Annotated in this window: 24 protein-coding genes; 18 read left to right on the top strand and 6 right to left on the bottom strand. The window is 70.2% G+C overall.

Features of this window, described 5'->3' with window-relative positions:
- The first annotated feature begins 255 nt into the window (after positions 1-255).
- From H4W31_RS06555 to H4W31_RS06535, 5 genes are all read left to right on the top strand, one after another.
- Complete coding sequence (locus H4W31_RS06555; protein ID WP_192765833.1) at positions 256-639, top strand: type II toxin-antitoxin system RelE/ParE family toxin; 384 nt, start codon at positions 256-258, stop codon at positions 637-639.
- Positions 626-946 carry a helix-turn-helix domain-containing protein gene (locus tag H4W31_RS06550; RefSeq protein ID WP_192765832.1) on the top strand — a complete coding sequence of 107 codons (321 nt, stop codon included), beginning with the start codon at positions 626-628 and terminating at the stop codon, positions 944-946. Before H4W31_RS06555 ends, H4W31_RS06550 begins: the two co-directional genes overlap by 14 nt.
- Before the next feature lie 216 nt (positions 947-1,162).
- Positions 1,163-1,744 (top strand): ArsR/SmtB family transcription factor, encoded by a 582-nt coding sequence (locus H4W31_RS06545; protein WP_318783054.1) that lies wholly within the window; start codon positions 1,163-1,165, stop codon positions 1,742-1,744.
- A gap of 45 nt (positions 1,745-1,789) precedes the next feature.
- On the top strand, positions 1,790-3,202 hold the full coding sequence (locus tag H4W31_RS06540; protein ID WP_192765831.1) for an MFS transporter: 1,413 nt from the start codon (positions 1,790-1,792) through the stop codon (positions 3,200-3,202).
- A complete protein-coding gene (locus tag H4W31_RS06535; protein WP_225945417.1) occupies positions 3,199-4,047 on the top strand; it encodes a menaquinone biosynthetic enzyme MqnA/MqnD family protein in 849 nt (282 codons plus the stop codon). Before H4W31_RS06540 ends, H4W31_RS06535 begins: the two co-directional genes overlap by 4 nt.
- A gap of 71 nt (positions 4,048-4,118) precedes the next feature.
- On the opposite strand, the gene H4W31_RS06530 is transcribed toward H4W31_RS06535, so the two are convergent.
- Together H4W31_RS06530 and H4W31_RS06525 are read right to left on the bottom strand one after the other, a co-directional pair.
- Positions 4,119-5,066: a serine hydrolase gene (locus tag H4W31_RS06530; protein ID WP_192765830.1), complete on the bottom strand. Its 948-nt coding sequence runs from the start codon at positions 5,064-5,066 to the stop codon at positions 4,119-4,121.
- Entirely contained in the window at positions 5,066-6,022 is a 957-nt protein-coding gene (locus H4W31_RS06525; protein WP_192765829.1) for a hypothetical protein, read from the bottom strand. The genes H4W31_RS06530 and H4W31_RS06525 overlap by 1 nt, the downstream gene beginning before the upstream one ends.
- A 400-nt stretch (positions 6,023-6,422) precedes the next feature.
- Between H4W31_RS06525 and paaA the strand changes: the two genes are divergently transcribed.
- From paaA to paaE, 5 genes are read left to right on the top strand one after another with little or no spacing between them, the layout of a single operon-like run.
- A complete protein-coding gene (gene paaA, locus H4W31_RS06520; protein ID WP_192765828.1) occupies positions 6,423-7,499 on the top strand; it encodes a 1,2-phenylacetyl-CoA epoxidase subunit PaaA in 1,077 nt (358 codons plus the stop codon).
- Positions 7,496-7,801 carry a 1,2-phenylacetyl-CoA epoxidase subunit PaaB gene (gene paaB, locus H4W31_RS06515; protein WP_192765827.1) on the top strand — a complete coding sequence of 102 codons (306 nt, stop codon included), beginning with the start codon at positions 7,496-7,498 and terminating at the stop codon, positions 7,799-7,801. The genes paaA and paaB overlap by 4 nt, the downstream gene beginning before the upstream one ends.
- Positions 7,798-8,544 (top strand): 1,2-phenylacetyl-CoA epoxidase subunit PaaC, encoded by a 747-nt coding sequence (gene paaC, locus H4W31_RS06510; RefSeq protein ID WP_192765826.1) that lies wholly within the window; start codon positions 7,798-7,800, stop codon positions 8,542-8,544. The genes paaB and paaC overlap by 4 nt, the downstream gene beginning before the upstream one ends.
- A 2-nt stretch (positions 8,545-8,546) precedes the next feature.
- On the top strand, positions 8,547-9,029 hold the full coding sequence (gene paaD, locus H4W31_RS06505; protein WP_192771888.1) for a 1,2-phenylacetyl-CoA epoxidase subunit PaaD: 483 nt from the start codon (positions 8,547-8,549) through the stop codon (positions 9,027-9,029).
- On the top strand, positions 9,026-10,150 hold the full coding sequence (paaE, locus tag H4W31_RS06500) for a 1,2-phenylacetyl-CoA epoxidase subunit PaaE (protein ID WP_192765825.1): 1,125 nt from the start codon (positions 9,026-9,028) through the stop codon (positions 10,148-10,150). The genes paaD and paaE overlap by 4 nt, the downstream gene beginning before the upstream one ends.
- Before the next feature lie 53 nt (positions 10,151-10,203).
- Here paaE and H4W31_RS06495 read toward each other — a convergent pair whose 3' ends face one another.
- Positions 10,204-10,599 carry a hypothetical protein gene (locus H4W31_RS06495; RefSeq protein ID WP_192765824.1) on the bottom strand — a complete coding sequence of 132 codons (396 nt, stop codon included), beginning with the start codon at positions 10,597-10,599 and terminating at the stop codon, positions 10,204-10,206.
- Positions 10,596-10,886 (bottom strand): hypothetical protein, encoded by a 291-nt coding sequence (locus H4W31_RS06490; RefSeq protein WP_192765823.1) that lies wholly within the window; start codon positions 10,884-10,886, stop codon positions 10,596-10,598. The genes H4W31_RS06495 and H4W31_RS06490 overlap by 4 nt, the downstream gene beginning before the upstream one ends.
- Before the next feature lie 390 nt (positions 10,887-11,276).
- Here H4W31_RS06490 and H4W31_RS06485 point away from each other — a divergent pair, with 390 nt between their 5' ends.
- Positions 11,277-11,552, top strand: coding sequence for a hypothetical protein (locus H4W31_RS06485; RefSeq protein WP_192765822.1), 276 nt, complete (start codon positions 11,277-11,279; stop codon positions 11,550-11,552).
- Between the two features lie 68 nt (positions 11,553-11,620).
- On the opposite strand, the gene H4W31_RS06480 is transcribed toward H4W31_RS06485, so the two are convergent.
- The gene (locus tag H4W31_RS06480; protein WP_192765821.1) at positions 11,621-12,412 is read right to left on the bottom strand and encodes a GNAT family N-acetyltransferase; all 792 of its coding nucleotides are present in this window, start codon (positions 12,410-12,412) and stop codon (positions 11,621-11,623) included.
- 620 nt (positions 12,413-13,032) lie between these two features.
- Between H4W31_RS06480 and H4W31_RS06475 the strand changes: the two genes are divergently transcribed.
- Complete coding sequence (locus H4W31_RS06475; protein WP_192765820.1) at positions 13,033-13,251, top strand: helix-turn-helix transcriptional regulator; 219 nt, start codon at positions 13,033-13,035, stop codon at positions 13,249-13,251.
- Positions 13,252-13,414: 163 nt separating this feature from the next.
- A complete protein-coding gene (locus H4W31_RS06470; RefSeq protein ID WP_192765819.1) occupies positions 13,415-14,707 on the top strand; it encodes a phospholipase D-like domain-containing protein in 1,293 nt (430 codons plus the stop codon).
- Positions 14,708-14,752: 45 nt separating this feature from the next.
- Here the strand turns inward: H4W31_RS06470 and H4W31_RS06465 are convergent, their stop codons facing one another.
- Positions 14,753-15,856 carry a tetratricopeptide repeat protein gene (locus H4W31_RS06465; protein WP_192765818.1) on the bottom strand — a complete coding sequence of 368 codons (1,104 nt, stop codon included), beginning with the start codon at positions 15,854-15,856 and terminating at the stop codon, positions 14,753-14,755.
- 209 nt (positions 15,857-16,065) lie between these two features.
- On the opposite strand from H4W31_RS06465, the gene mqnC reads away from it, so the two are divergent.
- From mqnC to H4W31_RS06440, 5 genes are all read left to right on the top strand, one after another.
- Complete coding sequence (gene mqnC / locus H4W31_RS06460; protein WP_192765817.1) at positions 16,066-17,256, top strand: cyclic dehypoxanthinyl futalosine synthase; 1,191 nt, start codon at positions 16,066-16,068, stop codon at positions 17,254-17,256.
- Between the two features lie 501 nt (positions 17,257-17,757).
- Positions 17,758-18,468 carry a demethylmenaquinone methyltransferase gene (locus H4W31_RS06455; RefSeq protein ID WP_192765816.1) on the top strand — a complete coding sequence of 237 codons (711 nt, stop codon included), beginning with the start codon at positions 17,758-17,760 and terminating at the stop codon, positions 18,466-18,468.
- A gap of 72 nt (positions 18,469-18,540) precedes the next feature.
- Positions 18,541-19,425, top strand: a complete 885-nt coding sequence (locus tag H4W31_RS06450) for a hypothetical protein (RefSeq protein WP_192765815.1) — start codon at positions 18,541-18,543, stop codon at positions 19,423-19,425.
- Between the two features lie 141 nt (positions 19,426-19,566).
- Positions 19,567-20,844, top strand: coding sequence for a geranylgeranyl reductase family protein (locus H4W31_RS06445; protein ID WP_192765814.1), 1,278 nt, complete (start codon positions 19,567-19,569; stop codon positions 20,842-20,844).
- Positions 20,845-20,964: 120 nt separating this feature from the next.
- The gene (locus tag H4W31_RS06440; protein ID WP_192765813.1) at positions 20,965-21,330 is read left to right on the top strand and encodes an NADH-quinone oxidoreductase subunit A; all 366 of its coding nucleotides are present in this window, start codon (positions 20,965-20,967) and stop codon (positions 21,328-21,330) included.
- Positions 21,331-21,342 lie beyond the last annotated feature (12 nt).

Below are 21,342 nucleotides of genomic sequence, written 5' to 3'. Positions count from 1 at the left end.
CGATGAGACCTTTCGGTGCGCGATTATCGGCTCGGTTGACCTGGGCCGCCCGGCGCTCCGTCAGCGCGGTACCGGCTGTGCCCGGTGCTGGAAGGGCGTGCGGTTGGCACGCGAGCGTTCGATCGTACGCCGCGCCTGGCACCCGGGCGACAGGTTTAGCGCGGCGGGGTAGGGCCGGTGGACCGATCATCGGAGTGAGTTGCGGCGGGGGGCGGATCCGTGTTAAGAAAATTGTTAACCAGCGAGGAGGGGGCCGTGGACTGGGAAATCTTGCTGACCGCCCAGGTCGAAGAGTTTCTCGACGCTCTGCACCAGGCTGATCGCGAGACGCATCGCCTGGTCAATCAGGCCATCCTTGTCCTGGAACGCAATGGCCCGGGTGAGGGTCGGCCGTTGGTGGACAGCATCACCGCTTCCCAGATCACCAACATGAAGGAACTGCGGCCACCGTCCGCGGGGCGTACCGAGATCAGGATCCTGTTCGTCTTCGACCCGTGGCGTTCCGCGATTCTGCTCGTTGCCGGGGACAAGTCCGGCCAATGGCGGCGCTGGTACCGGGAAGCGATCCCCGAGGCGGAACAGCTCTACGCCACATACCTGAAGGAACGGGAGAGGGAGATAAGTGATGAGTGGCGTTAAGCGGTGGCGTGACACCGACAATTTGGCGCGTGCGGTCGACACTGCGGGCGGGCAGGAAGCGTTCGACTCCGCCGTTGACGAGATGCTCGACCAGGCTCGGGGCTGGCGTCTGGCTGAACTCCGGAAAAGGCGTGGAATGACCCAGGAGCAGGTTGCCGTCCGGATGGGGATCAGCGCCGCCCGGGTGTCGCAGATCGAAGCCGGCGTCGTCTCCACCCAGGATGTGCTGGGTCGCTACATCGCCGCCCTCGGGGGAACGCTCAAGCTCATCGCCGACTTCGGCGACGAGCAACTCAAGGTCGCCTAGCGGCTCCCTGGCCCGGTCCCGACCGTGCTCGGAAGTCGGGCGGCGTGTGGTCGGCATCTGATCGTTCGCGAGGCATTTGGCGTGTCCGAGGCCGGGGGCGCAATCATGGGCGCATGACCGAGCGCACCGAGGGCATCGGCTGGCCCAGTCTGCGAAGTCATGGCGCCGACGAAGGCAGCGAGGAGACGACATGACCGAGGGCAGCGAGGAGGCGACGTGACCGAGCAGCCGGTCGAGCAACGCCCGATGATGATCAGCGACCCGCAGGTGATGCGGGCGCTGGCGCATCCGGCCCGGCTGGGGATCATGGAGCATCTGGTCTCGACCGGAGCGGCGGTGACCGCCACGGAGTGCGCCGAGATCGTCGGACTGTCGCCCAGTGCCGTCAGCTACCACCTGCGGGAGTTGGCGAAGTTCGGTCTGGTCGAGCATGCGCCGAGCCGGGGCGACGCCCGCGAGCGGTTGTGGCGCAGTTCCGTGGGCTCCTGGGGGGTCGAGGCAGGGCAGGACGCGTCGCCGGAGGCGTGGGACGCCGAGGCGACGCTGATCGAGGTGTACGCCGCCCGCGATCTCCAGCGGGTCCGGGACTGGGTCCGGCGGTCCCGGAACGAGCCGAAGGAGTGGTACGACGCCGCCGCGATCAGGGGGCCGGTGCTGCTGCTGACCGCAGCGGAGCTGACCGCGCTGAACGAGGCGGTGCAGGAGCTGATGAAGCCGTACCGGCGGCGTGACCGCTCCGATCCACCGGAGGGGGCCCGCCCCGTGATGATCCACTACGCGGCGCTGCCATCGGAGTGACGGGCGGGGATTGCGTCGAGAGATGTGAAGGATTACTTTCGAAGTATGTCCTTCGCATCTCCGGGTCACGCTGCGACCGTCGACGGTGAACTGCCGGCCTCCCGATGGCGGGACGTCTACCTGGCGGCGGGCGCCCGCGCCGCCTCGACCTGCGGGGACTTCCTCGCCGCGACCGCGCTGGCGCTCGCCCTCCAGTCCACCGGCGCGGGTGGTTTCGCGGTCTCCGGGGTGATGCTGGCCGCCGCCCTGCCACTGGTGCTCCTCGCACCGCTGACCGGGCGGTTGGCCGACCGGGTGGACAGCCGCAGGCTGCTGGTCGTGGCCGGCGTGGGGCAGGCGGCGGTCTGCGTCGCGTTGGCCTACGCCGAGGGGCCCGAGGTGATCATGGCGCTCGTCGCGCTCCTCTCCTGCGGCCTGGCGGTGACCCAGCCGACCCTCGCCGCCCTGCTGCCCGAGATGGTGCGCCGGGCGGACCTGCCCCGGGCCAGCGCGATCAACCAGACCGCCGGCTCGATCGGCATGCTGGTCGCGCCGGCACTGGCCGGGCTGCTGGTCGGCAACTTCGGTACCCGGGTCCCGCTGCTGCTCGACGCGGTCAGCTACCTCGCGTTGATCGCGGCGGGACTGCTGCTGCGTACCCGACGGGGTGGTCGTCGGCGCGCGACCGGGACCGTGCCGTCGGTCGTCGGGGACACGTCCGCAGTGGCGGTGGGCGGCGCGGCCGTCGGCCTCGGTCCGGCCGGCCCGGCGTCTCCCGTGGCTCCCGGCGGCCCCGGGGCGGCGGTCGGGGCCTGGCGGCTACGGCGTGATCCGCTGCTCTGGACGATGGTGCTCGCGGTCGCCGCGACGGTGGCCGGGGTCGGCGCGGTCAACGTGATCGAGGTCTTCTACATCCGCGAGACCCTGCACGCCTCCACGACCGTCTTCGGCCTGGTCAGCGGCGCCTGGACCGCCGGCATGCTGCTCGGCGCCTGGCTGCTGGCACCCACGGCACGCCGGGCCCGCGACGACGGCGCCCTGGTGCTCTGGGTGCTGGTCATGCTCGGCCTGGCCTGCCTGCTCGTCGGGCTCGGCGCGGCCGTGCCGGACGCCGGCTGGTTGGTACTGCTCTGGCTGATCGGGGGCCTCGCCAACGGCGGACTGAACGTCTTCAGCAACCTGGTGATGGCTAACCGGGTGCCGCCGGAGCAGCGCGGACAGGCCTTCGCTGCCCAGGGCGCCGCGATCCAGGGCGCCGGGATGTTCGGCTACCTGATCGGCGGCGTACTGCTGGCCGGGTTCGCACCCCGCCCGCTGGTCGCCGTCGCCGGCCTGGCGGGGCTGGCCGTGGTCGCGGCGGTGACCCCGGTCGTGCTCCGGGCCGCGCGGTCGGAGCGGCGCCGGACGGTGCGGGATAGGCCACTTCCGGACGGGGCAACGCGGCGGACACCCGAGCCGACGGTTACCGTCGGATCATGACCGAGCTACGGCGACCCCGGGTAGGCCATATCCAGTTCCTGAACTGTCTGCCCATCTACTGGGGCCTGATGCGCTCCGGTGCGCTCATCGACGTCGACCTGCACAAGGACTCGCCGGAACGGCTGAGCGCGGCACTGGTCGGCGGTGACCTCGACATCGGCCCGATCCCGCTGGTGGAGTACCTCAAGCACGCCGACGAGCTGCTGCTCCTGTCCGACCTCGCGGTCGGCAGCGACGGGCCGGTGCTGTCGGTCAACATCGTCTCCACCCGCCCGTTGGACGAGCTGGACGGGGCCAAGGTCGCCCTCAGCTCCACCTCCCGGACCAGCGTGCTGCTCGCCCGGATGCTGCTCGCCAACCGGTACGGCGTGGATCCCGAGTACTTCAGCTGCCCGCCGGACCTGACCACGATGCTGCTGGAGGCCGAGGCCGGGGTGTTGATCGGCGACGTGGCGCTCCGGGCCCTCTACGAGGCACCGGGCCGTGGCCTGTCGGTCACCGATCTGGGTCAGGCGTGGCGGGAGTGGACCGGGCTGCCGATGGTCTTCGCCGTCTGGGCGGTACGCCGGGACTTCGCCGCCGAACATCCGGGGCTGGTCAAGGGCGTGCACGAGGCGTTCCTGCGCTCCCGGGACCTCTGCCTGGCCGAACTCGACGAGGCTGCCGAGGCGGCCGCCCGTTGGGAGCCGTTCGACGCCGCCACCCTCGCGACGTACTTCCGGGCCCTCGACTTCTCGCTCGGCGAGCGGCAGGTGGCGGGTCTGCGGGAGTTCGCCCGTCGGGCCGCCGCGCTGGACGGCCTTCCGGCGCTGCCGGCCGACGGCCCCGCGTTCTTCACCGGCTGACCTCGGGCTTTCCGCCCTTCTCGCCGGCCGACCGCCGGTCCTCGACTCGATCCGGTGGCTACCGGGTCGGGTCAGTCCGTACGGAGCTGCCGGGCCACGTCCTCGCAGATCTTCGCCCCGTACGTGTAGCCGAGGTTGATCGCGTAGCGGGTCTCCACCGCCATCGTCCAGCCGTCACCGATGGCCAGGCAGTTGACCGTGTACTTCTGCTCCCGGGTCCGGTCCACCCAGCCGTTCTTGACCGCGATGGTCTTCTGCTCGGCGGCGGGGAACGCCTTGCGGATGCCGAAGTTGCCGACGCCGCGTACGGCGCGCATCTCGCCGAGCAGGTACTTGGTCCACTTCGGGCCGGCGGCGCGACCGTCCGCGATGCAGGCACCCATCCGTGCGGTGTCCCGGGCCGAGAGGGCGGTACGGCTCCAGCCACCGTCGGCGGCCGGGCTGCTGTCGGTCAGGTCGCAGATGCTGATCAGTCGCCGGATCGACGCGGTACCGCCGTTGACCTCGTAGAGGGTCTGCGCGGCGGTGTTGTCGCTGTCCCGGATCATGGTCGAGACCTGGCTCATCCGGGTGTCGCTCGGCGTGTCACCCTTCTCGTCCACCCGACGCAGGAAGTCCGCTCCGATCCACGCCTTGATCATCGAGGCGGTCGGGTTGGTCTCGTCCATGTTCGCCGAGCCGGAGATCCTGCCGGTCCGGGTGTCCATCAGCGCCCAGTTCCACCAGCCGTCTTTGTCGATCTTCACGTTCGCCGGTGCCACCGGCAGCGCCGGCAGGGTGGGGCTCGGCGTCGGGGTGGGGGTCGGCTTCTTCGTCGGCCCACCGGTCGCGGACGGTCCCGTCGTACCGGACGACTCGCCCCACTTGGCGGCGGCCGTACTGGCGAACGGCGAGCCTGGCATCAGTCGGAGCCCGACCAGCACCAGCACCAGGAGTGCGACGGAGATGAGGCTCAGCCGGAGCGCCGTGGACCGGTTGGATCTGGCCGTCGCCCTCGCCCGCCGCTCGTCGGCGCCCATCAGGCCGCCTTGGCGCTGAGCGGCTTGGGAACCTTGAGCGCGGCGCCGGGCTGCGGGGCGACGAGTTGGCTGGCGACGCTCGCGCAGACGTTGGCGCCGTAGCCGAGGCCCTTGCCGCCGGAGTAGCGCATCATCACCGAGAGCACCCAGTCGTCGTTGACGGCCAGGCAGTTGACGTGCCACTTGCCGTCAGCGTTGATCAGGGTCCAGCCGTTCTTGATGCTGACCAGGCCCTGCGCCGTCACGCCCTTGGGCAGGCCGTCGATGATCCCCCACTTGCCGCCGCCCTGCCGGGCCTGCTGGTCCTTCACCGAACCGCTTACCTTGGACATCTCGGTGAGCACCCACTTCGTCCACTTTGGTCCGGCCGCGGTGCCGTCCTTGACGCACTCTCCCATCCGTACCGCGTCCCGGGGCGACATTTTGGTGTAACTCCACCAAACGGAATTGTCGCCGGGCGGAATGACCTTGGCGGTCTCGGTGAGCTCGCACATCTTGATCAAGCGGTCGAGCGAGCTGGTCCCGCCGGCGGTCTTGTAGAGGGCGTTCGTGGAGTCGTCGTTGCTGTTCCGGATCGAGGTGCTGGCCATCTTCAGCATGCTGGCCGGCGGTTTCTTGCTGCCGAGCTGGCGCAGGTAGTCCGAGACGATCCAGACCTTGATCATCGACTCGGTGGAGTTGGTCGACGTCATGTTCTTGGCGCCGGAGATCTTCCCGCTCTCCCGGTCCAGCAGCGCCCAGGAGAAGAAGCCGTCCACACCGCTGATCTTCACCGGCGCAGCGGCCAGGGTCGGCGGGGGCGGCGCGGACGGTTCGATCCCGACCGGCGTCGGGGTGGCCGAGGATGGGTCGCCACCAGCGGTCCCGTTCAGCCGGGCGTACGCAGCGGGCACGAGCAGGACGCCGCCAAGCACGACTGCCGTGATGGCGAGCACCAGAGTCACGCGGGAACGCATGAAGACGGGGCTCCAAGAGTGAGGGCCGGGGGGCCGCTGTGGGTACAGGGCGCTGTTGCGTCTTGCGGGTGTGTCGTCGTCAGCGCGGTCGCCGCCAGCCCCACACCGGCGGTGTGTCCGCGCCCGAACTGCCGGGGGAGGCGGCAGGACGGAACGGGGAAAGTTTACGTGCCTGAGCCCGATCCGCCAGATGGCGCGACCGTGGCATTCCAGATCGGTGACCGGAAATAAGCCGATATCAGATGGTAGATCCTGAATATTGGAGTCGGTGTGACCAGGGTCATTCACCCATCAGTGCGGACATTTGGTGCCACCGCGCTGAGCAGCCGACTGTCGGCTCTGGGCCGCATTTGTATTACACATCTTGGTTACCGGCTAGTTGAGCTGTAACACTTGGTGGGTGTACGGACATGACTTTCCCGGCCCGGATGACGGACCCGCCAGCGGCCTGCTCGATCAGGTCGAGGCGGCGGAGGTGGCGCTGCGGGCCGCCGCCGATCGTGGTCGTCCCGGCGTCGCGGACGGCCCGGCCGTCGACAACGACCCGCAGCACTACTTCACCGCCCTGATCGAAGCCGACCAGAAGATCGAGCCACGGGACTGGATGCCGGACGCCTACCGGAAGACCCTGATCCGGCAGATCGCCCAGCACGCCCACTCCGAGATCATCGGCATGCAGCCGGAGGGCAACTGGATCAGCCGCGCCCCCTCGCTCGCGCGCAAGGCGATCCTGCTCGCCAAGGTGCAGGACGAGGCCGGCCACGGGCTCTACCTCTACGCCGCCGCCGAGACCCTCGGAGTGACCCGGGACGAACTCGTCGAGCTGCTGCTGACCGGTCGGCAGAAGTACAGCTCGATCTTCAACTACCCGACCCTCGGCTGGGCCGACGTCGGCGCCATCGGCTGGCTGGTGGACGGCGCGGCGATCGTCAACCAGGTGCCACTGTGCCGGTGCTCGTACGGGCCGTACGCCCGCGCCATGATCCGGGTCTGCAAGGAGGAGTCCTTCCACCAGCGGCAGGGCTACGAGATCCTCCACACGCTCGCCTCCGGCACCCCCGCCCAGCGGGCGATGGCCCAGGACGCGGTGGACCGCTGGTGGTACCCGTCGCTGGCGATGTTCGGCCCACCGGACACCGACTCCACCCACTCCCAGCAGTCCATGGCCTGGAAGATCAAGCGGTTCTCCAACGACGACCTGCGGCAGCGGTTCGTCGACATGTGCGTCCAGCAGGCCGGCGTACTCGATCTCCGGCTGCCCGATCCCGACCTGCGCTGGAACGAGCAGCGGCAGGCGTACGACTACACCCAGCCGGACTACGCCGAGCTGATGCGGGTGATCTCCGGCGACGGGCCGTGCAACCGGCAGCGGATCGACCACCGCCGCCGGGCGCACGCCGACGGAAGCTGGGTCCGGGAGGCCGCCGCCGCGTACGCCGCCAAGCGGACCGACGAGCGCGTGGAGGTAGCGGCGTGAGCGAGCGCACCGAACCGGTACGGCACAGCGAGCCGCTGTGGGAGGTCTTCGTCCGGCCGAGGCGGGGACTGTCCCACAACCACGTCGGCAGCCTGCACGCGCCGGACGCCGAGATGGCGCTCCGCAACGCCCGGGACGTCTACACCCGCCGGCAGGAGGGCGTCTCGATCTGGGTGGTCCCGGCACAGACGATCACCGCGTCCAGCCCCGACGAGAAGGACGCCTTCTTCGAGCCGGCCGCGGACAAGGTCTACCGGCATCCGACGTTCTACGACGTACCGGACGGGGCGGCGCATCTGTGAACCCCACCGACGTACCCACCGGAACCCGGCTCGGCTACCTGCTCGGGCTCGGCGACGACGCACTGGTCGCCGCGCAGCGCCTCGGCGAGTGGGTGGCCGCCGCACCCGAACTGGAGGAGGACGTCGCGCTGGCCAACATCGCCCTGGACCAGCTCGGCGCCGCCCGACTGCTGCTGACGTACGCCGGGGAACTGGAGGGGGCCGGCCGGGACGAGAACGCGTTGGCGTACCTGCGCGACGACCGGGAGTTCCGCAACGCTCTGCTGGTCGAACTGCCCAACGGCGACTTCGCGGTGACGATGGCCAAGCTGCTGTTCCTGTCGGCGTACCAGTTGCCGCTCTACGTCGCGCTGAGCGGGTGTGCCGACGCCCGGCTCGCCGCGATCGCCGGCAAGGCCCGCAAGGAGGTCGCCTACCACCTCGACCACGCAAGCATGTGGACGGTACGGCTCGGCGACGGTACCGAGGAGTCGCACCGGCGGATGCAGGCGGCCGTGGACGGGATCTGGCCGTACACCCATGAGCTGTTCGCCCCCGATCCGTCCGCGCCGGTCGACCCGGCCGGGCTGCGCGACGCCTTCCTGACCACTGTGGAGCCGGTGTTGGCGAGGGCGACGCTGGACCGCCCGGCCGACGGCTGGGCTCCGGCCGGCGGCCGGACCGGCGTGCACACCGAGCACCTGTCCTACCTGCTCTCCGAGATGCAGGTGCTGCACCGGGCCCATCCGGGAGCCCGCTGGTGAGCGTGCGCACCGATCCGACCTGGCGGGCCGCCGCGTCGGTGGTCGACCCGGAACTGCGGGTGCTGACGATCGAGGAACTCGGCGTACTGCGGGAGGTGGCGACGGAGCCGGGCAGCGGCCGGGTCACCGTCACCATCACCCCGACCTACACCGGCTGCCCGGCGATGGACGTGATCCGGGCCGACATCCGGGCCACGCTGGCCGCCGCCGGACATCCCGAGGTCGAGGTCGTCACCGTGTACGCCCCGGCCTGGAGCACCGACTGGATCTCCGAGACCGGTCGGGCCAAACTGGCCGCCACCGGCATCGCCCCACCGGGGCCGGCCGGAAGCGCCGGACCGGTGCCGCTGACCCTGACCATCCGCTGCCCGCGCTGTGGCGCCGTCGACACCGAACAGGTCAGCCGGTTCGGCTCGACCGCCTGCAAGTCGCTGTGGCGGTGCCGGGCCTGCCGTGAACCCTTCGACCACCTGAGGGCGTTTTGAGCGTAACGATCAACCGGCCGGTCCGTCGCCGCCCGGTCTTCCATCCGTTGTCGGTCCAGGCGGTCGACCGGCTGACCGACGACGCGGTCGCGGTCACCTTCGAGGTACCGGCCGAACTGCGGGCCGGTTTCGCCTTCCGGGCCGGGCAGCACCTCACCGTGCGCCGGTTCGTCGACGTCGGCGCGCCGGACGGCGTACCGGGGGAGGTGCGGCGGTCGTACTCGATCTGCTCGACCCCGGCGGAGCTGGCCGAGGCCGGGCTGCTGCGGATCGGGGTCCGTGAGGTGCCCGGCGGCGCGTTCTCCCGGTTCGCCGTCACCACGCTGCGGGCCGGGGACACGGTGGACGTACTGCCGCCGCTCGGGCACTTCAGCACGGCGTTCGCGCCGGACCGGGTCCGGCACTACGCCGCCGTGGTCGCGGGGTCGGGCATCACCCCGGTGCTGTCGCTGGTCGCGACCGCACTCGCCGTCGAGCCGGCCAGCACCGTGACCCTGGTGTACGGCAACCGGTACGCCCGGACGGTGATGTTCGTGGAGGAGCTGGCCGACCTGAAGGACCGGTACCGGGAACGGCTGCACCTGGTGCACGTGCTGTCCCGGGAACCCGGTGAGTCGCCGCTGCTCTCCGGCCGGATCGACGCCGAGCGGCTCGGTCGGCTGTTCGACACCATCGTGCCGGCGGAGCGGGTCGACGAGTGGTTCCTCTGCGGCCCGTACGGACTGGTGCTCGACGCGCGGGCGGCGCTGGCGGCCCGGGGCGTGCCGGCGGAGGCCGTACATGCCGAACTGTTCCATGTGGACGAGCCGCCCGCGCCGCCGGTCCGACCGAGCGTGGCGGCGACCGGCAGCGAGGTGACGATCCAGCTCGACGGCCGGACGTCGAGTTTCCGGATGGGCCGCGACGAACGGGTGCTGGACGCCGCACTGAAGGTGCGCGGTGAGCTGCCGTACGCCTGCAAGGGCGGGGTCTGCTCGACCTGCCGGGCCCGGGTCGTCTCCGGCGAGGTGACGATGGCCCGCAACTACGCCCTGGAGCCGGACGAGGTGGCCGCCGGGTACGTCCTGACCTGCCAGTCCAGCCCGATCACCGACACGGTCGTAATCGACTACGACGGTTGAGTGGGCGCCGGTTGCTGGTGGCCAAGCTGCAATCCGCGGATTGGAGTGGCTTCCTATAGGGACAGCACATTGACCGGTACGCCGGTGTAACGCGTGGCGTCCGGAGTGAGGATCGGCAGCCCGGTTGAGAGGGCATGATTCGCGGCATGTACAGCGGGCCAGGAGAGTTCTGGGTGATTGATTCGGAGCGTGTCGAGATGATCGGTCCGGGTGAGGCCGCAGAGATCAATCGCACCCGGTGGCGCCGCGGCGATGAGCTCGGCGAGATGTCCCGCGAGCGCTTGACGCGAGGTGGCCGCCTCCGTGAGGCAGAGCGCCGGAACGTCCAGGGTCGGGCCGCCGTCAATCGCCGCGCGCAGCAGCCTGGACAACTCACGACGGTGGTGTTCGCTGCCGACGGGCGTGAGACCGGTGGACAGGGCGAGGTCGTCGAGGATGTATCCGGTCACGTTGCCGTGGTCGAACGGTAAGCGGTGAGTGCTTCGACAGCTGCCTGCCCGAGGGCGGCCACCGGGTCGCGCCAGTCGCCCCCGCTGCGGAGCGCGGTAGCTGCCTCGTTCAGCGCGGCCGTGACCATGGGCGGAGCGGGGTAACTTCCCGTGGTGTCGCGCACCCAGGCAAGTGCTGCGGCATGTGCGTGCAGCACCTCGACCGCCCGGTCGGCGGTCTCGTCCGAGGGACCGACAAGTTCGTCGACCAGGGCGTGCGCCCGCCTCCGGCCGTCAGAGTCCGTCATGCCGGGGATCCTACTCGCGCCCTATGACATCTGAGCCGGTGTTGCGCGGCTGTCTGACTGCCGACCGGAGCTGGCCTGGACGGCCAGTCGTAGCTGGTAGGCCGCCACGGCTGGTTGCGGCGCTCGCGGTCCAGTAACTGAGAACGGAGCAGTGCTCGACCGGGTCACCGCTCGCCGCACGCTGCCAGTCCGGCCCGATCACCGACACCGTGGTAGTCGACTACGACGCATGGGTGGTTGCCTTCGTTTCGATGAAGGTGGACATAGATCACCATCGACGGATTGGTGGGCTTGCGCGGATGGCGGCAAGCTTCGGTGGGCCATGAGCTATAGATCGAAGATTGACTATCTTTGTGTGCAGCGAAAGCACGCTCACTCCGTGGAGGTCCCATGCGTAGAGTCCGGACGATGGTGGCGCTCGCCAGCGCCAGCGGCGCACTGCTGGTCGGCCTTGGCGCCCCGGCGCAGGCCGCGGCGCCGGTCGCCCGCCCGGCCGCGATTGCCGGTCCCGACAACTACCCCTTCGGCTCCTACTACACCCTGGAAGCCTGCCGCTACTTCGGCGACAGCCTCGTCGCCGGTGGAGCGTGGCGTTACTACAGCTGCCACTACGAGTGGCGCAGCGGTGAGCCGCAGGGCTACTACTACCTGTACATGTACAACTGACCCGCTCTGGCGGCGTGGCGCGGTGGGCGGTCAGCCCCGTGTGACGCCCTGACGGGTGTGGTGTCGCATCACTGCGTTCCGGTGCTGTCGGCGGTCGGGGGCAGCAGCACCGAGAACACCCGGGCGTGCGTCCGGAAACCGGCGTTGTCGTACAGCCGGCGGGCCGGGTTGCGATCCAGCACCGAGAGCCCGAGGGTCGACAACCCGGCCTCGCGGGTGCCGCGCAGGGCGTGCGTCAGCAGGGCCCGGCCGAGTCCGTTGCCCTGGGCGTGCGGCGCCACCGCGATGTCGAGGATCCAGCCGCATACGTCGTCGGTCCACGGCACCGGGCCGGCGCACAGCACGTGGCCGGCGCTGCGCCCGTCCGGACCCACCACCCGGGCCGAGGCAGACCGCAGCGGCGGGACCGGATCGCCGGCGTCGAATATCGCCCGCATCTGCTCGTTGTCGCCGGACTGCCACCGCCAGTTCGGATGGTCCGGGCCGTACGCCGCGTCGCACGCCCGCGCGAGGTCGGCGTCCCAGCCCGGTTCGGCAAGCGTCCAGCCGGCGGGCAGTACCGGCGGCGCCGGCAGTTCGGCCAGGTCGTGACGTAACTCCGTGGTGGCCTGGTGGAGTGCGAGCCCACCCGCCACCAGGGCGTCGGCCAGCCCCTCGTCCGGCGTGTCCAGTCGCACCCCGGCGAGATCGCGCCGGGCCTGCGCGGCTACCGCGGTCAGGGCGGCCCCGGGCAGCGGCTGTACGTCGGCGGCGACGGATTCGCCGTCGTCGTCGTACATGCAGAACCGGGCGAGCGCGGTGCCGTCGTCGGCGTCCAGCAGCGAGTCGAGGCGATCCTCGGGGTGTTGGCGTACGGGCATCGGTGCACCGTAGCCGGGGCCGGACTGATCGCCTCATGGGCGGCCGGGACGGCCGGAGGGACGCTGCTCGCTGTCCGGGCTGCCCCTTCTTCAGCCAACGGCCCGGACCCCCCCACGGGGTTCGGGCCGCTTTCTGCCAGCCGGTTCGGGTTACGGCTGGCAGGGACACTCACAGCGCCAGTCGCGCATGGCCGCCGCCGGGCTCCGCCCGGGGTCGCTCTCAATGCAGTTATGTCCCCGGTCCCCGGTCGCCAGCGCGATAGCGCAGCGGACGCACACGTGAACCGGCAGCGACATGTTGATCACGCTCGGATCGGATCCCCGGGGATGGGGTGCCGGCCCGGTTCCCGTAATCGGTACGGGCTGGTGCGGTAGATCGGCACTGAACACGAGCGTCACCTCTCCGTCAGGGTCGGGCAGGCCCGGCCCTGGGAGATCGCACCTGCCCTGAGCCGGACCGCTACCCATTGGTTGAACCCCTGTAGCACACGCCATGGGCGACCCCCTGTCAAGTTCGACAGGGTGGTCTCGAATGGCAGGAAGTGGCTCCACCAGCACATATGGGTGACCCGGGTAGGACTTTCAGATCTGCAAGGGGCTGGCATACGGAAGCTACGGGCATGGTCCGGAAGCTGTACGGCTCAGCGGAACTGCAGGAGCGCCTTGGCGTGTCCCGGGTTCGCGTCGTACAGCTCACCAGCAGGACAGACTTCCCGGAGCCCGTGGACCGTCTGGCCGGTGGCGCGGTCTGGTGGGCGGCGGACGTAGAGCGCTGGATCGAGGAACACCAGCCGTGGAAGGCCAGGGGAGCGGACGAACCACCGCCGCCGGAGGACTGACGGGCCGTAACGATTACCGCAGGGCACCTGGACGTCCGCGATCGGTGGCTTTTCATCACGCTCCGACGCGGTTCGGGAGGCGAGGTGACCGGCCGATGTCGGTGGTGAAAAATATCTACGTACATCGTTGCCTTGCTGAAGGATCTGTACTACCAAGGTAGTCATGAGGATGCTCCGTACACGTCGTGTCCAGGTCCGGATCGGGTTGGCGTCCTGTGCGGCGCTCGGCCTGCTGGCGGCGGCGCTGCCCGTACCGCCCGCCATGGCGGCCAGCCCGTCGGTGCCAGCCGCACCGGCCGGCCCGCTCGACGCCGATGACGGCGCGGTGACGGCGGCCGACCCGTTCTCGGCGTACACCCGGTTCAATATCCCGGCCGACGACGGCACCCGGGACCGGACCATCGAAGACGAGCTGGTCCGGCTCGCCGACGGCGCTCCGGCCGGCGGCTACATCCGGGGCCTCATGTACAGCTGGAGTTCTCCGGTGGTGGCCGAGGCGCTCAAGCGGGCCCAGGCCCGGGGCGTGATCGTCCGGATCGTCCTGGACGAGACCGGCGGCGGGGTGAACACCGGCGCGGACAACGCCGCGATGACGGTGCTGAACTCGGCCAACCTCGACGACCTGGTGATCTGCGGCAAGACCTCGTCCACGGTGTCCGGCTCGACGGCCTGCATCGGCAACAAGAGCAACTCGATCAACCACAACAAGGTCTTCACCTTCTCCACCAGCGGCACGATGAAGCGGGTGGTCTTCGTCAGCTCGCAGAACCTCACCTTCAGCCAGAACAACCTGTTCAACAGCGCGCTGGTCGTGCACGAGGACTACGAGCTGTACGACCACTTCACCGCGTACTTCAACGACATGCGGGCGCAGCGCAAGAACAACGACTACTTCAACGCCGCCAACGGCTACTACAAGTCGCCGACCACGGACGTCACCGTCTACCACTCGCCCCGGGCGGACAGTGACACCCTGGCGAACCGGCTGGCCGAGGTGAACGCGTACGCCAGCGGCTGTTCCGTGGACGTGGCGCACGCCCAGTTCACCGACGCCCGCCCGCAGGTCGCCAGCGAACTGCGCCGGATCGGCCGGATGGGCTGCCGGGTACGGGTCGTCTACGGCACGATGGGCGCCACCGCGTACGCCACGCTGAACGGTCAGCCGAACGTCTCGCTGAAGAAGTACCACGACGCCGAGGCCAGCAACGTCGACGGCCGGGTCGTCACCCTGCACTCGAAGAACATCATCATCCGGGGCACCTTCGCCGGGGTGGCCGGCCGGAGCGTGGTCTTCACCGGTTCGCACAACGTCACCGACCCCGCGCTGACCGATCACGACGAGACGCTGATGAAGATCGAACACCCGACCGTCTGGAACGACTTCCACAACAACTTCGAGACGCTGTGGAGCCGGGCCAAGTGCGTGAACCCGGACAACGGAAGCTGCACCACCTGACGCGTGGGAAGGCCCGGCTGACGCGTGGGAAGGCCCGGGGGATGCTCAGCCGGGTCCGGGAAGGCCCCGCCGGTCCAGCTCATCCGGCGCCTCCGCCCGGCGCCCACCCTCGGCGTGCAGCCACGCCAGCTTGGCTTCGTACCGCTCGGGATCGCCCGCGACCAGCCGCCGGGTGGCGTCGACCGCATCCTGGTGCGCCGCCAGTGCCTCGTCCTCGTGGCCGCCGAGGTCCTGGTACAGGCGGCTGAGGTCGACCGACGACTCCGCCAGGCCGTCGTCGCCGTCGGGTAGGCGTCGCCAGATCGCGACCGCCTCCCGCAATGGCGGCACCGCCTCGGCGTCGTGGTCGACTCGGCGGAGTTGCCGGGCCAGTACCAGCAGGACGCGGGCCAGGTCGTCCAGGTCGTCGTCCAGCGGGTCGGCGGCGACGACCCGCCGGAGCTGGGCGACCGCCTCCCGCGCCGTCGCCACCGCCTCGGCCGGCCGGTCCAGTTCCCCCTGCCAGTACGCGATCCGGAACAGCAGGTCCGCGTACCGCCGGCGGCCCCGGGAGACGTGCAGGCGGTCCTGGAGCCGCAACACCAGTAACGGCTCGGTCGCGGCGGCGAGCGCCTCCTCGTACCGTTCGACGATGCCGAGCGCCACGGCCAGGTCGTACTGGGCCGTGGACTGGGCCTTGGCGTTCCGCATCGCGAGCGGGCCGGCGAGCGCCGCGTACAGCTCCACCGCCTCCTGGATCGTTGCCACCGCCTCGTCGGAGCTGCCGCCGGAGAGCAGGTGCCGGCCGAGCCGGCGCAGCGCCTCGGCCCGCCCCGTGCTCCGCTGGTCGCCGAACGCGGCCACCGCCGCCCGAGCGACGGTCACCGCCTCGTCGGCGCGGCCGGCCTGGGCCAGCACGTCCGCCAGGTGCGTCAGCGCGTCGCCCCACTTGGCGCCGCCGACGTCCCGGCTCAGCGCCACGGCCTCGGTCAGCGACTCGGCGGCGAGATCCGGCTTCCCCTCGCGGTGTAGCCGGTCGGCCCGGTCCGCCAGCGCCCGCACCAGCTCCGGTCCGTCGGCACCCGGCCCGCTGGCGGGCCGGCCGGGGGATTGCCCCGGTACGACGGCCGCCAGCCGCTGGCGCAGCCGCTCCCACGTGTTGGTGAACATCTCCTGATGATCCGGTACGGCCCGCGACGCGCCCCTCACCGGTACGGCCCGCGACGCGCCCCTCACCGGTGCGGCCGGCAACGCACCCCTTGTCGACGCGGCACGCAGACGCGTCCTCGGAGAGGGCTCCCGACGGCCCGAGGGTGGGCCCGCCGACATCCACGGGCGGCGAGTGCTGGTCCGACCGGGTGCGGCGTACCCTCGGTTCTGTGACGTTGAGCCGGGAAATCGACAGCATCCTGCAGCGCGGCGCGGACGGCGGGCGGATCACGCCCGAGGAGGCGCTGCTGCTCTACACCGAGGCGCCCCTGCACCCGCTGGGCGAGGCGGCGGACGCGGTACGCCGACGGCGGTACCCGGACAACATCGTGACGTACCTGATCGACCGCAACATCAACTACACCAACGTCTGCGTGACCGCCTGCAAGTTCTGCGCCTTCTACCGTGCGCCCAAGCACAAGGAGGGCTGGACCCACCCGACCGAGGAGATCCTGCGCCGGTGCGGCGAGGCGGTCGAGTTGGGCGCGACCCAGGTGATGTTGCAGGGTGGCCACCACCCCGACTACGGCGTGGAGTACTACGAGGAACTCTTCTCCTCGGTCAAGAAGGCGTACCCGCAGCTCGTGATCCACTCGATCGGGCCGAGCGAGATCCTGCACATGGCGAAGGTCTCCGGCGTCTCGCTCGACGAGGCGATCAGCCGGATCAAGACGGCCGGGCTGGACTCGATCGCGGGTGCCGGCGCCGAGATGCTGCCGGACCGGCCGCGTAAGGCCATCGCTCCGCTGAAGGAGTCGGGTGCCCGCTGGCTCGAGGTGATGGAACTCGCCCACCGCCAAGGGATCGAGTCCACCGCGACGATGATGATGGGCACCGGCGAGACGAACGCCGAGCGGATCGAGCACATGCGGATGATCCGGGACGTCCAGGACCGTACCGGGGGCTTCCGGTCCTTCATTCCGTGGACGTACCAGGCGGAGAACAACCATCTCAAGGGGCGTACCCAGGCGACCACCCTGGAGTACCTGCGGCTGATCGCGGTGGCCCGGTTGTTCTTCGAGACCGTCCCGCACCTTCAGGCGTCCTGGCTGACCACCGGAAAGGACGTCGGCCAGCTCGCCCTGCACATGGGGGTCGACGACCTCGGCTCGATCATGCTGGAGGAGAACGTCATCTCCTCGGCCGGTGCCAAGCACCGGTCCAACCTGCACGAGCTGATCTGGATGATCCGTTCCGCCGGCCGGATTCCGGCCCAGCGGGACACGCTCTACCGGCATCTCGCGGTGCACCACACCCCGGCGGACGATCCGACCGACGACCGGGTGGTCTCGCACTTCTCCTCGATCGCGCTGCCCGGTGGCGGCGTCGGCCGTACCCTGCCGCTCGTCGAGGCGCGCTGAGCTGACCGGAAGTCGCCGAGCTGGCCCCGGCAGTCGCCGAGCTGACTGGCAGTCGCTGACCCGGCCGGAAGTATTGACCTTGGTCAAGCCGAGTCGGATGTCGCCGGTACCGTCATCCGTTCGGTCCATCGCCGATTGGGCGAGGAGCCGATCCTTTGCTCCGATCCGCTGACCCAATGGCGAGTAGGTGCCTCCGAAGGCCCTCGAACCTGGACATTCTTGGAAGTCGGAGCCGGTTCATCGGTCATAACAGTTGGATCAAGGAACCGCGACGTACCACGCGTAACCGATAACGTCCCGGACGTACTTCCTGATTGCCGCACCCGGTTCGGACCGGGTGGGTCAGGATGGCGAGCGACGTGAAGTCGTCCTCTATCGGTCCATGAGGGCCGTTCATATAACGCACGGCATTGCGGGCGAGACGGGTGACCGTCTCGCCCGTGGTGTATCCGGCGCCCCCGGGCCGCACCCGTGGCCCGATGGCTGGCAGACTCGTCCGGCGTGACCCGTACCCCGTCCGGACGCCGGGCCAGCCTGGACAAGCAGCCGCACGAGGTCGCGGCGATGTTCGACGAGGTGGCGTCCCGGTATGACCTGACCAACACCGTGATCTCGTTCGGGCAGGACCGGCGCTGGCGTCGGGCCACCCTGGCGGCGCTCGACCTGAAGCCGGGTGACCAGGTGCTCGACGTGGGCGCCGGCACCGGTGTCTCCACCGCCGAACTGGCCACCTCCGGGGCGTACGCGGTAGGGCTGGATCTCTCCATCGGAATGCTCCGGGCCGGCCGGCGGGTCCGGCCCGAGGTGCCGCTGCTGGCCGGTGACGCGCTACGGCTGCCGTTTCCCGACGAGTCGTTCGACGCGGTCACCATCTCGCTGGCCCTGCGGAACGTGGTGGACACCGAGGCGGCGCTCCGGGAGATGGCCCGGGTGACCCGGCCGGGTGGCCGGCTGGTGGTCTGCGAGTTCAGTACGCCGACGAACCCGGTCTTCCGGACCGTCTACCTGTCCTACCTGATGCGTTCCCTGCCGGCGGTGGCCCGGGCGGTGGCCAGCAACCCGGACGCGTACGTCTATCTCGCCGAGTCGGTCCGGGCCTGGCCGGACCAGGCGGGGCTGGCCGGGCAGATCGCGCGGGCGGGCTGGCAGCGGGTGGCGTGGCGGAACCTGACCGGCGGCATCGTCGCCCTGCACCGGGCCACTCGTTCCTGAAGTTTCATCAGGTCCAATGCCTTATGGTCGGTTTAATCGGCAAAGGGGCTTTTGAGCCCGTAGGCTGCGCCCATGACGGGCGCAGACCGGCAGGTCGACGGCGAGGAGCAGCCGACCTCCAGAACGCCGGAGGCCGCGAACCCGCCGGAGGCCGCGAACCCGCCGGAGCACGCCGGACAGACGAGTCGGGGACATCACACCCCCGAGGGCGCCGGGTCGGCCGACCGGGCGGCGGACGGAACGCCGGAGAGCGCGAACGGGGCGCCGGAGAGCATGAACGGGGCGCCCGTGAGCGCGGACGGAACGCCGGGAAGCGCGCACGGCGAGGCGTCGGGGCCCGAGGCTGAGGCGGCCGAGTTGATCGCCCAGATCCGGGAGCTGGCCGGCCCGGACCCGGTCACCGTGCGGACCGTGGTCGCCGAGGTGCTCGCCGCGCTCGACCGGGTCAGTGGCGGAACACTCCGGGAACAACTGCCGTACGAGAACGAGCGGGCGAGCGACGTCGGCGAGCGGATGCCGGAACTCGACGACGGGCCGTACCCGACCGAGCCGGTGTCGGAACGGGACGGCAACGGCGGCGAGTTGCTGCGGGACCGCTCCTCGGCCGGCGACCCGTACGCCGCCGGCATCGCCACCCAGCCGAGCCGGTCGAACGGGGCCGGCGCGCCCCGGGCCGACGGCCTGCCGGTGGAGCCGCACCCCGCCGTGCCGACTCCGCCCGAGCCGCATCCGGCACAGCCGCAGCCGGGTGAACCGCAACCGGGTCGGCCCGGTCCGGCCGACCCGCATCCGGCCGGCCCCGGTCCGGGTGATCCGCATCCGGCCGAGCCCCGGCCGACCGATCCGCATCCGGTGGACCCGCATCCGGCCGATCCGCATCCGGGTGAGCCGGGACCGGTCACGCCGGGACCGATCGAGCGCCGGCCCGCGCAGCGCGACGGGGAGGACCGCACCTGAACGAGCCGCCGGACGTAGCCACCACGCCTACCTCGGCAAGTTAGGTTCACCTAACCGGTTGCCGGCCGTTTCGCGGTCTTAGACTCCTCCCCGGACCAGGCTTGTGAAGCATTTCACGAGCGATCGGGAGGGGAGGCGCGGATGACGACGATCGAAAACGACGCGGATGTCATCGTGGTGGGCGCCGGTCCGGGCGGATCGACCACCGCCTATCACCTGGCCCGACACGGCGTACGCGTACTGCTGCTGGAGAAGACCGAGTTCCCCCGCGAGAAGGTCTGCGGCGACGGACTCACCCCCAGGGCGGTCAAGCAACTCGTCAAGATGGGCATCGACACCTCGCCCGAGGCCGGCTGGCTGCGCAACAAGGGCCTGCGGGTCATCGGTGGCGGCATCCGGCTCGAACTCGACTGGCCCGAGCTGGCCAGTTTCCCCAACTACGGCCTGGTCCGGACCCGGCTCGACTTCGACGACCTGCTGGCCAAGCGGGCGACCGAGGCCGGCGCGGAGCTGCGTACCGGGGTCAACGTGACCGGCCCGGTGCTCGACAACTCCGGCCGGTCGATCGGGGTCACCGCCGAGATCGGCCCGGACAAGGCGCCGGTGACCTTCCACGCGCCGCTGGTGGTGGCCGCCGACGGCGTCTCCGGGCGGCTTCCGCTGGCGCTGGGCCTCAACAAGCGGGAGGACCGGCCGATCGGGGTCGCGGTCCGCCGCTACTACCGCTCGCCGGCCAAGCACGACGACAACTACCTGGAGTCGTGGCTGGAACTGCGCAGCAAGGAGAACCCCGACAAGCTGCTGCCCGGGTACGGCTGGATCTTCGGGATGGGCGACGGCCGGGTCAACGTCGGGCTGGGTGCGCTGAACTCCTCGGCCGCGTTCGGCAAGACCAACTACCGGCGGCTGCTCACCGACTGGCTGGCCAACACGCCGGCCGAGTGGGGCATGACCGACGAGACCAACGCGGACGGCCCGATCCTCGGTGCTGCGCTGCCGATGGGCTTCAACCGGGTACCGCACTACACCCGGGGCGTGCTGCTGGTCGGTGACTCCGGCGGCATGGTCAACCCGTTCAACGGCGAGGGCATCGCGTACGCGATGGAGTCCGGCGAACTCGCCGCGGAGGTGGCGGTGCAGGCGCTGGCCCGACCTGCCGGTGCCGAGCGGGAGCGGGCCCTGGCCGGATACCCCGCCGAGCTGAAGGTCCGCTACGGCGGCTACTACCGGCTCGGCAACATCTTCGTGAAGATGATCGGCAATCCGCAGGTGATGCGGATCGCCACCAAGCACGGGATGCCGCATCCGACCCTGATGCGGTTCGTGCTCAAGCTGCTGGCGAACCTGACCGATCCGCGCGGTGGTGACGCGATGGACCGGGTCATCAACGCGATGACGAAGGTGGCTCCGGCCGTGTGAACCGCCGTCGGGCCCGCGCGCGGGCCGCAGCGGCACCCCGGGCAGCGTCGCCCGGAGGACTGTGAATAGTGTGAATTTGGAAATTGACCGAGGGCCGGGAAGGACGAGCAGGAGAAAACGATGTCACTCTCGCCGTACGTACCCATCATCGGGCTGTTCGCCCTCGCTGCGGGGTTCTCGCTGTTCTCCGTCGCCTCAGCCCGGCTCGCCGGCCCCCGGCGTTACAACAAGGCCAAGCTCGAGGCGTACGAGTGCGGCATCGAACCGAGCCCGCAGCCGGTAGGCGGCGGACGGTTCCCGATCAAGTTCTACCTGACGGCGATGCTGTTCATCGTCTTCGATATCGAGATCATCTTCCTGTATCCGTGGGCTGTCTCCTTCGACGTGCTGGGGACATTCGCCTTCGTGGAGATGGTGCTGTTCATCGTCGCGGTCTTCGTCGCGTACGCCTACGTGTGGCGGCGCGGCGGCCTGGACTGGGACTGAGGGAGGTCGTCA

Source organism: Plantactinospora soyae (assembly GCF_014874095.1).
Lineage (GTDB): Bacteria > Actinomycetota > Actinomycetes > Mycobacteriales > Micromonosporaceae > Plantactinospora > Plantactinospora soyae.
The sequence above is the reverse complement of the archived record's forward strand: the minus strand, read 5'-3'. Positions and strand labels throughout refer to the sequence as shown.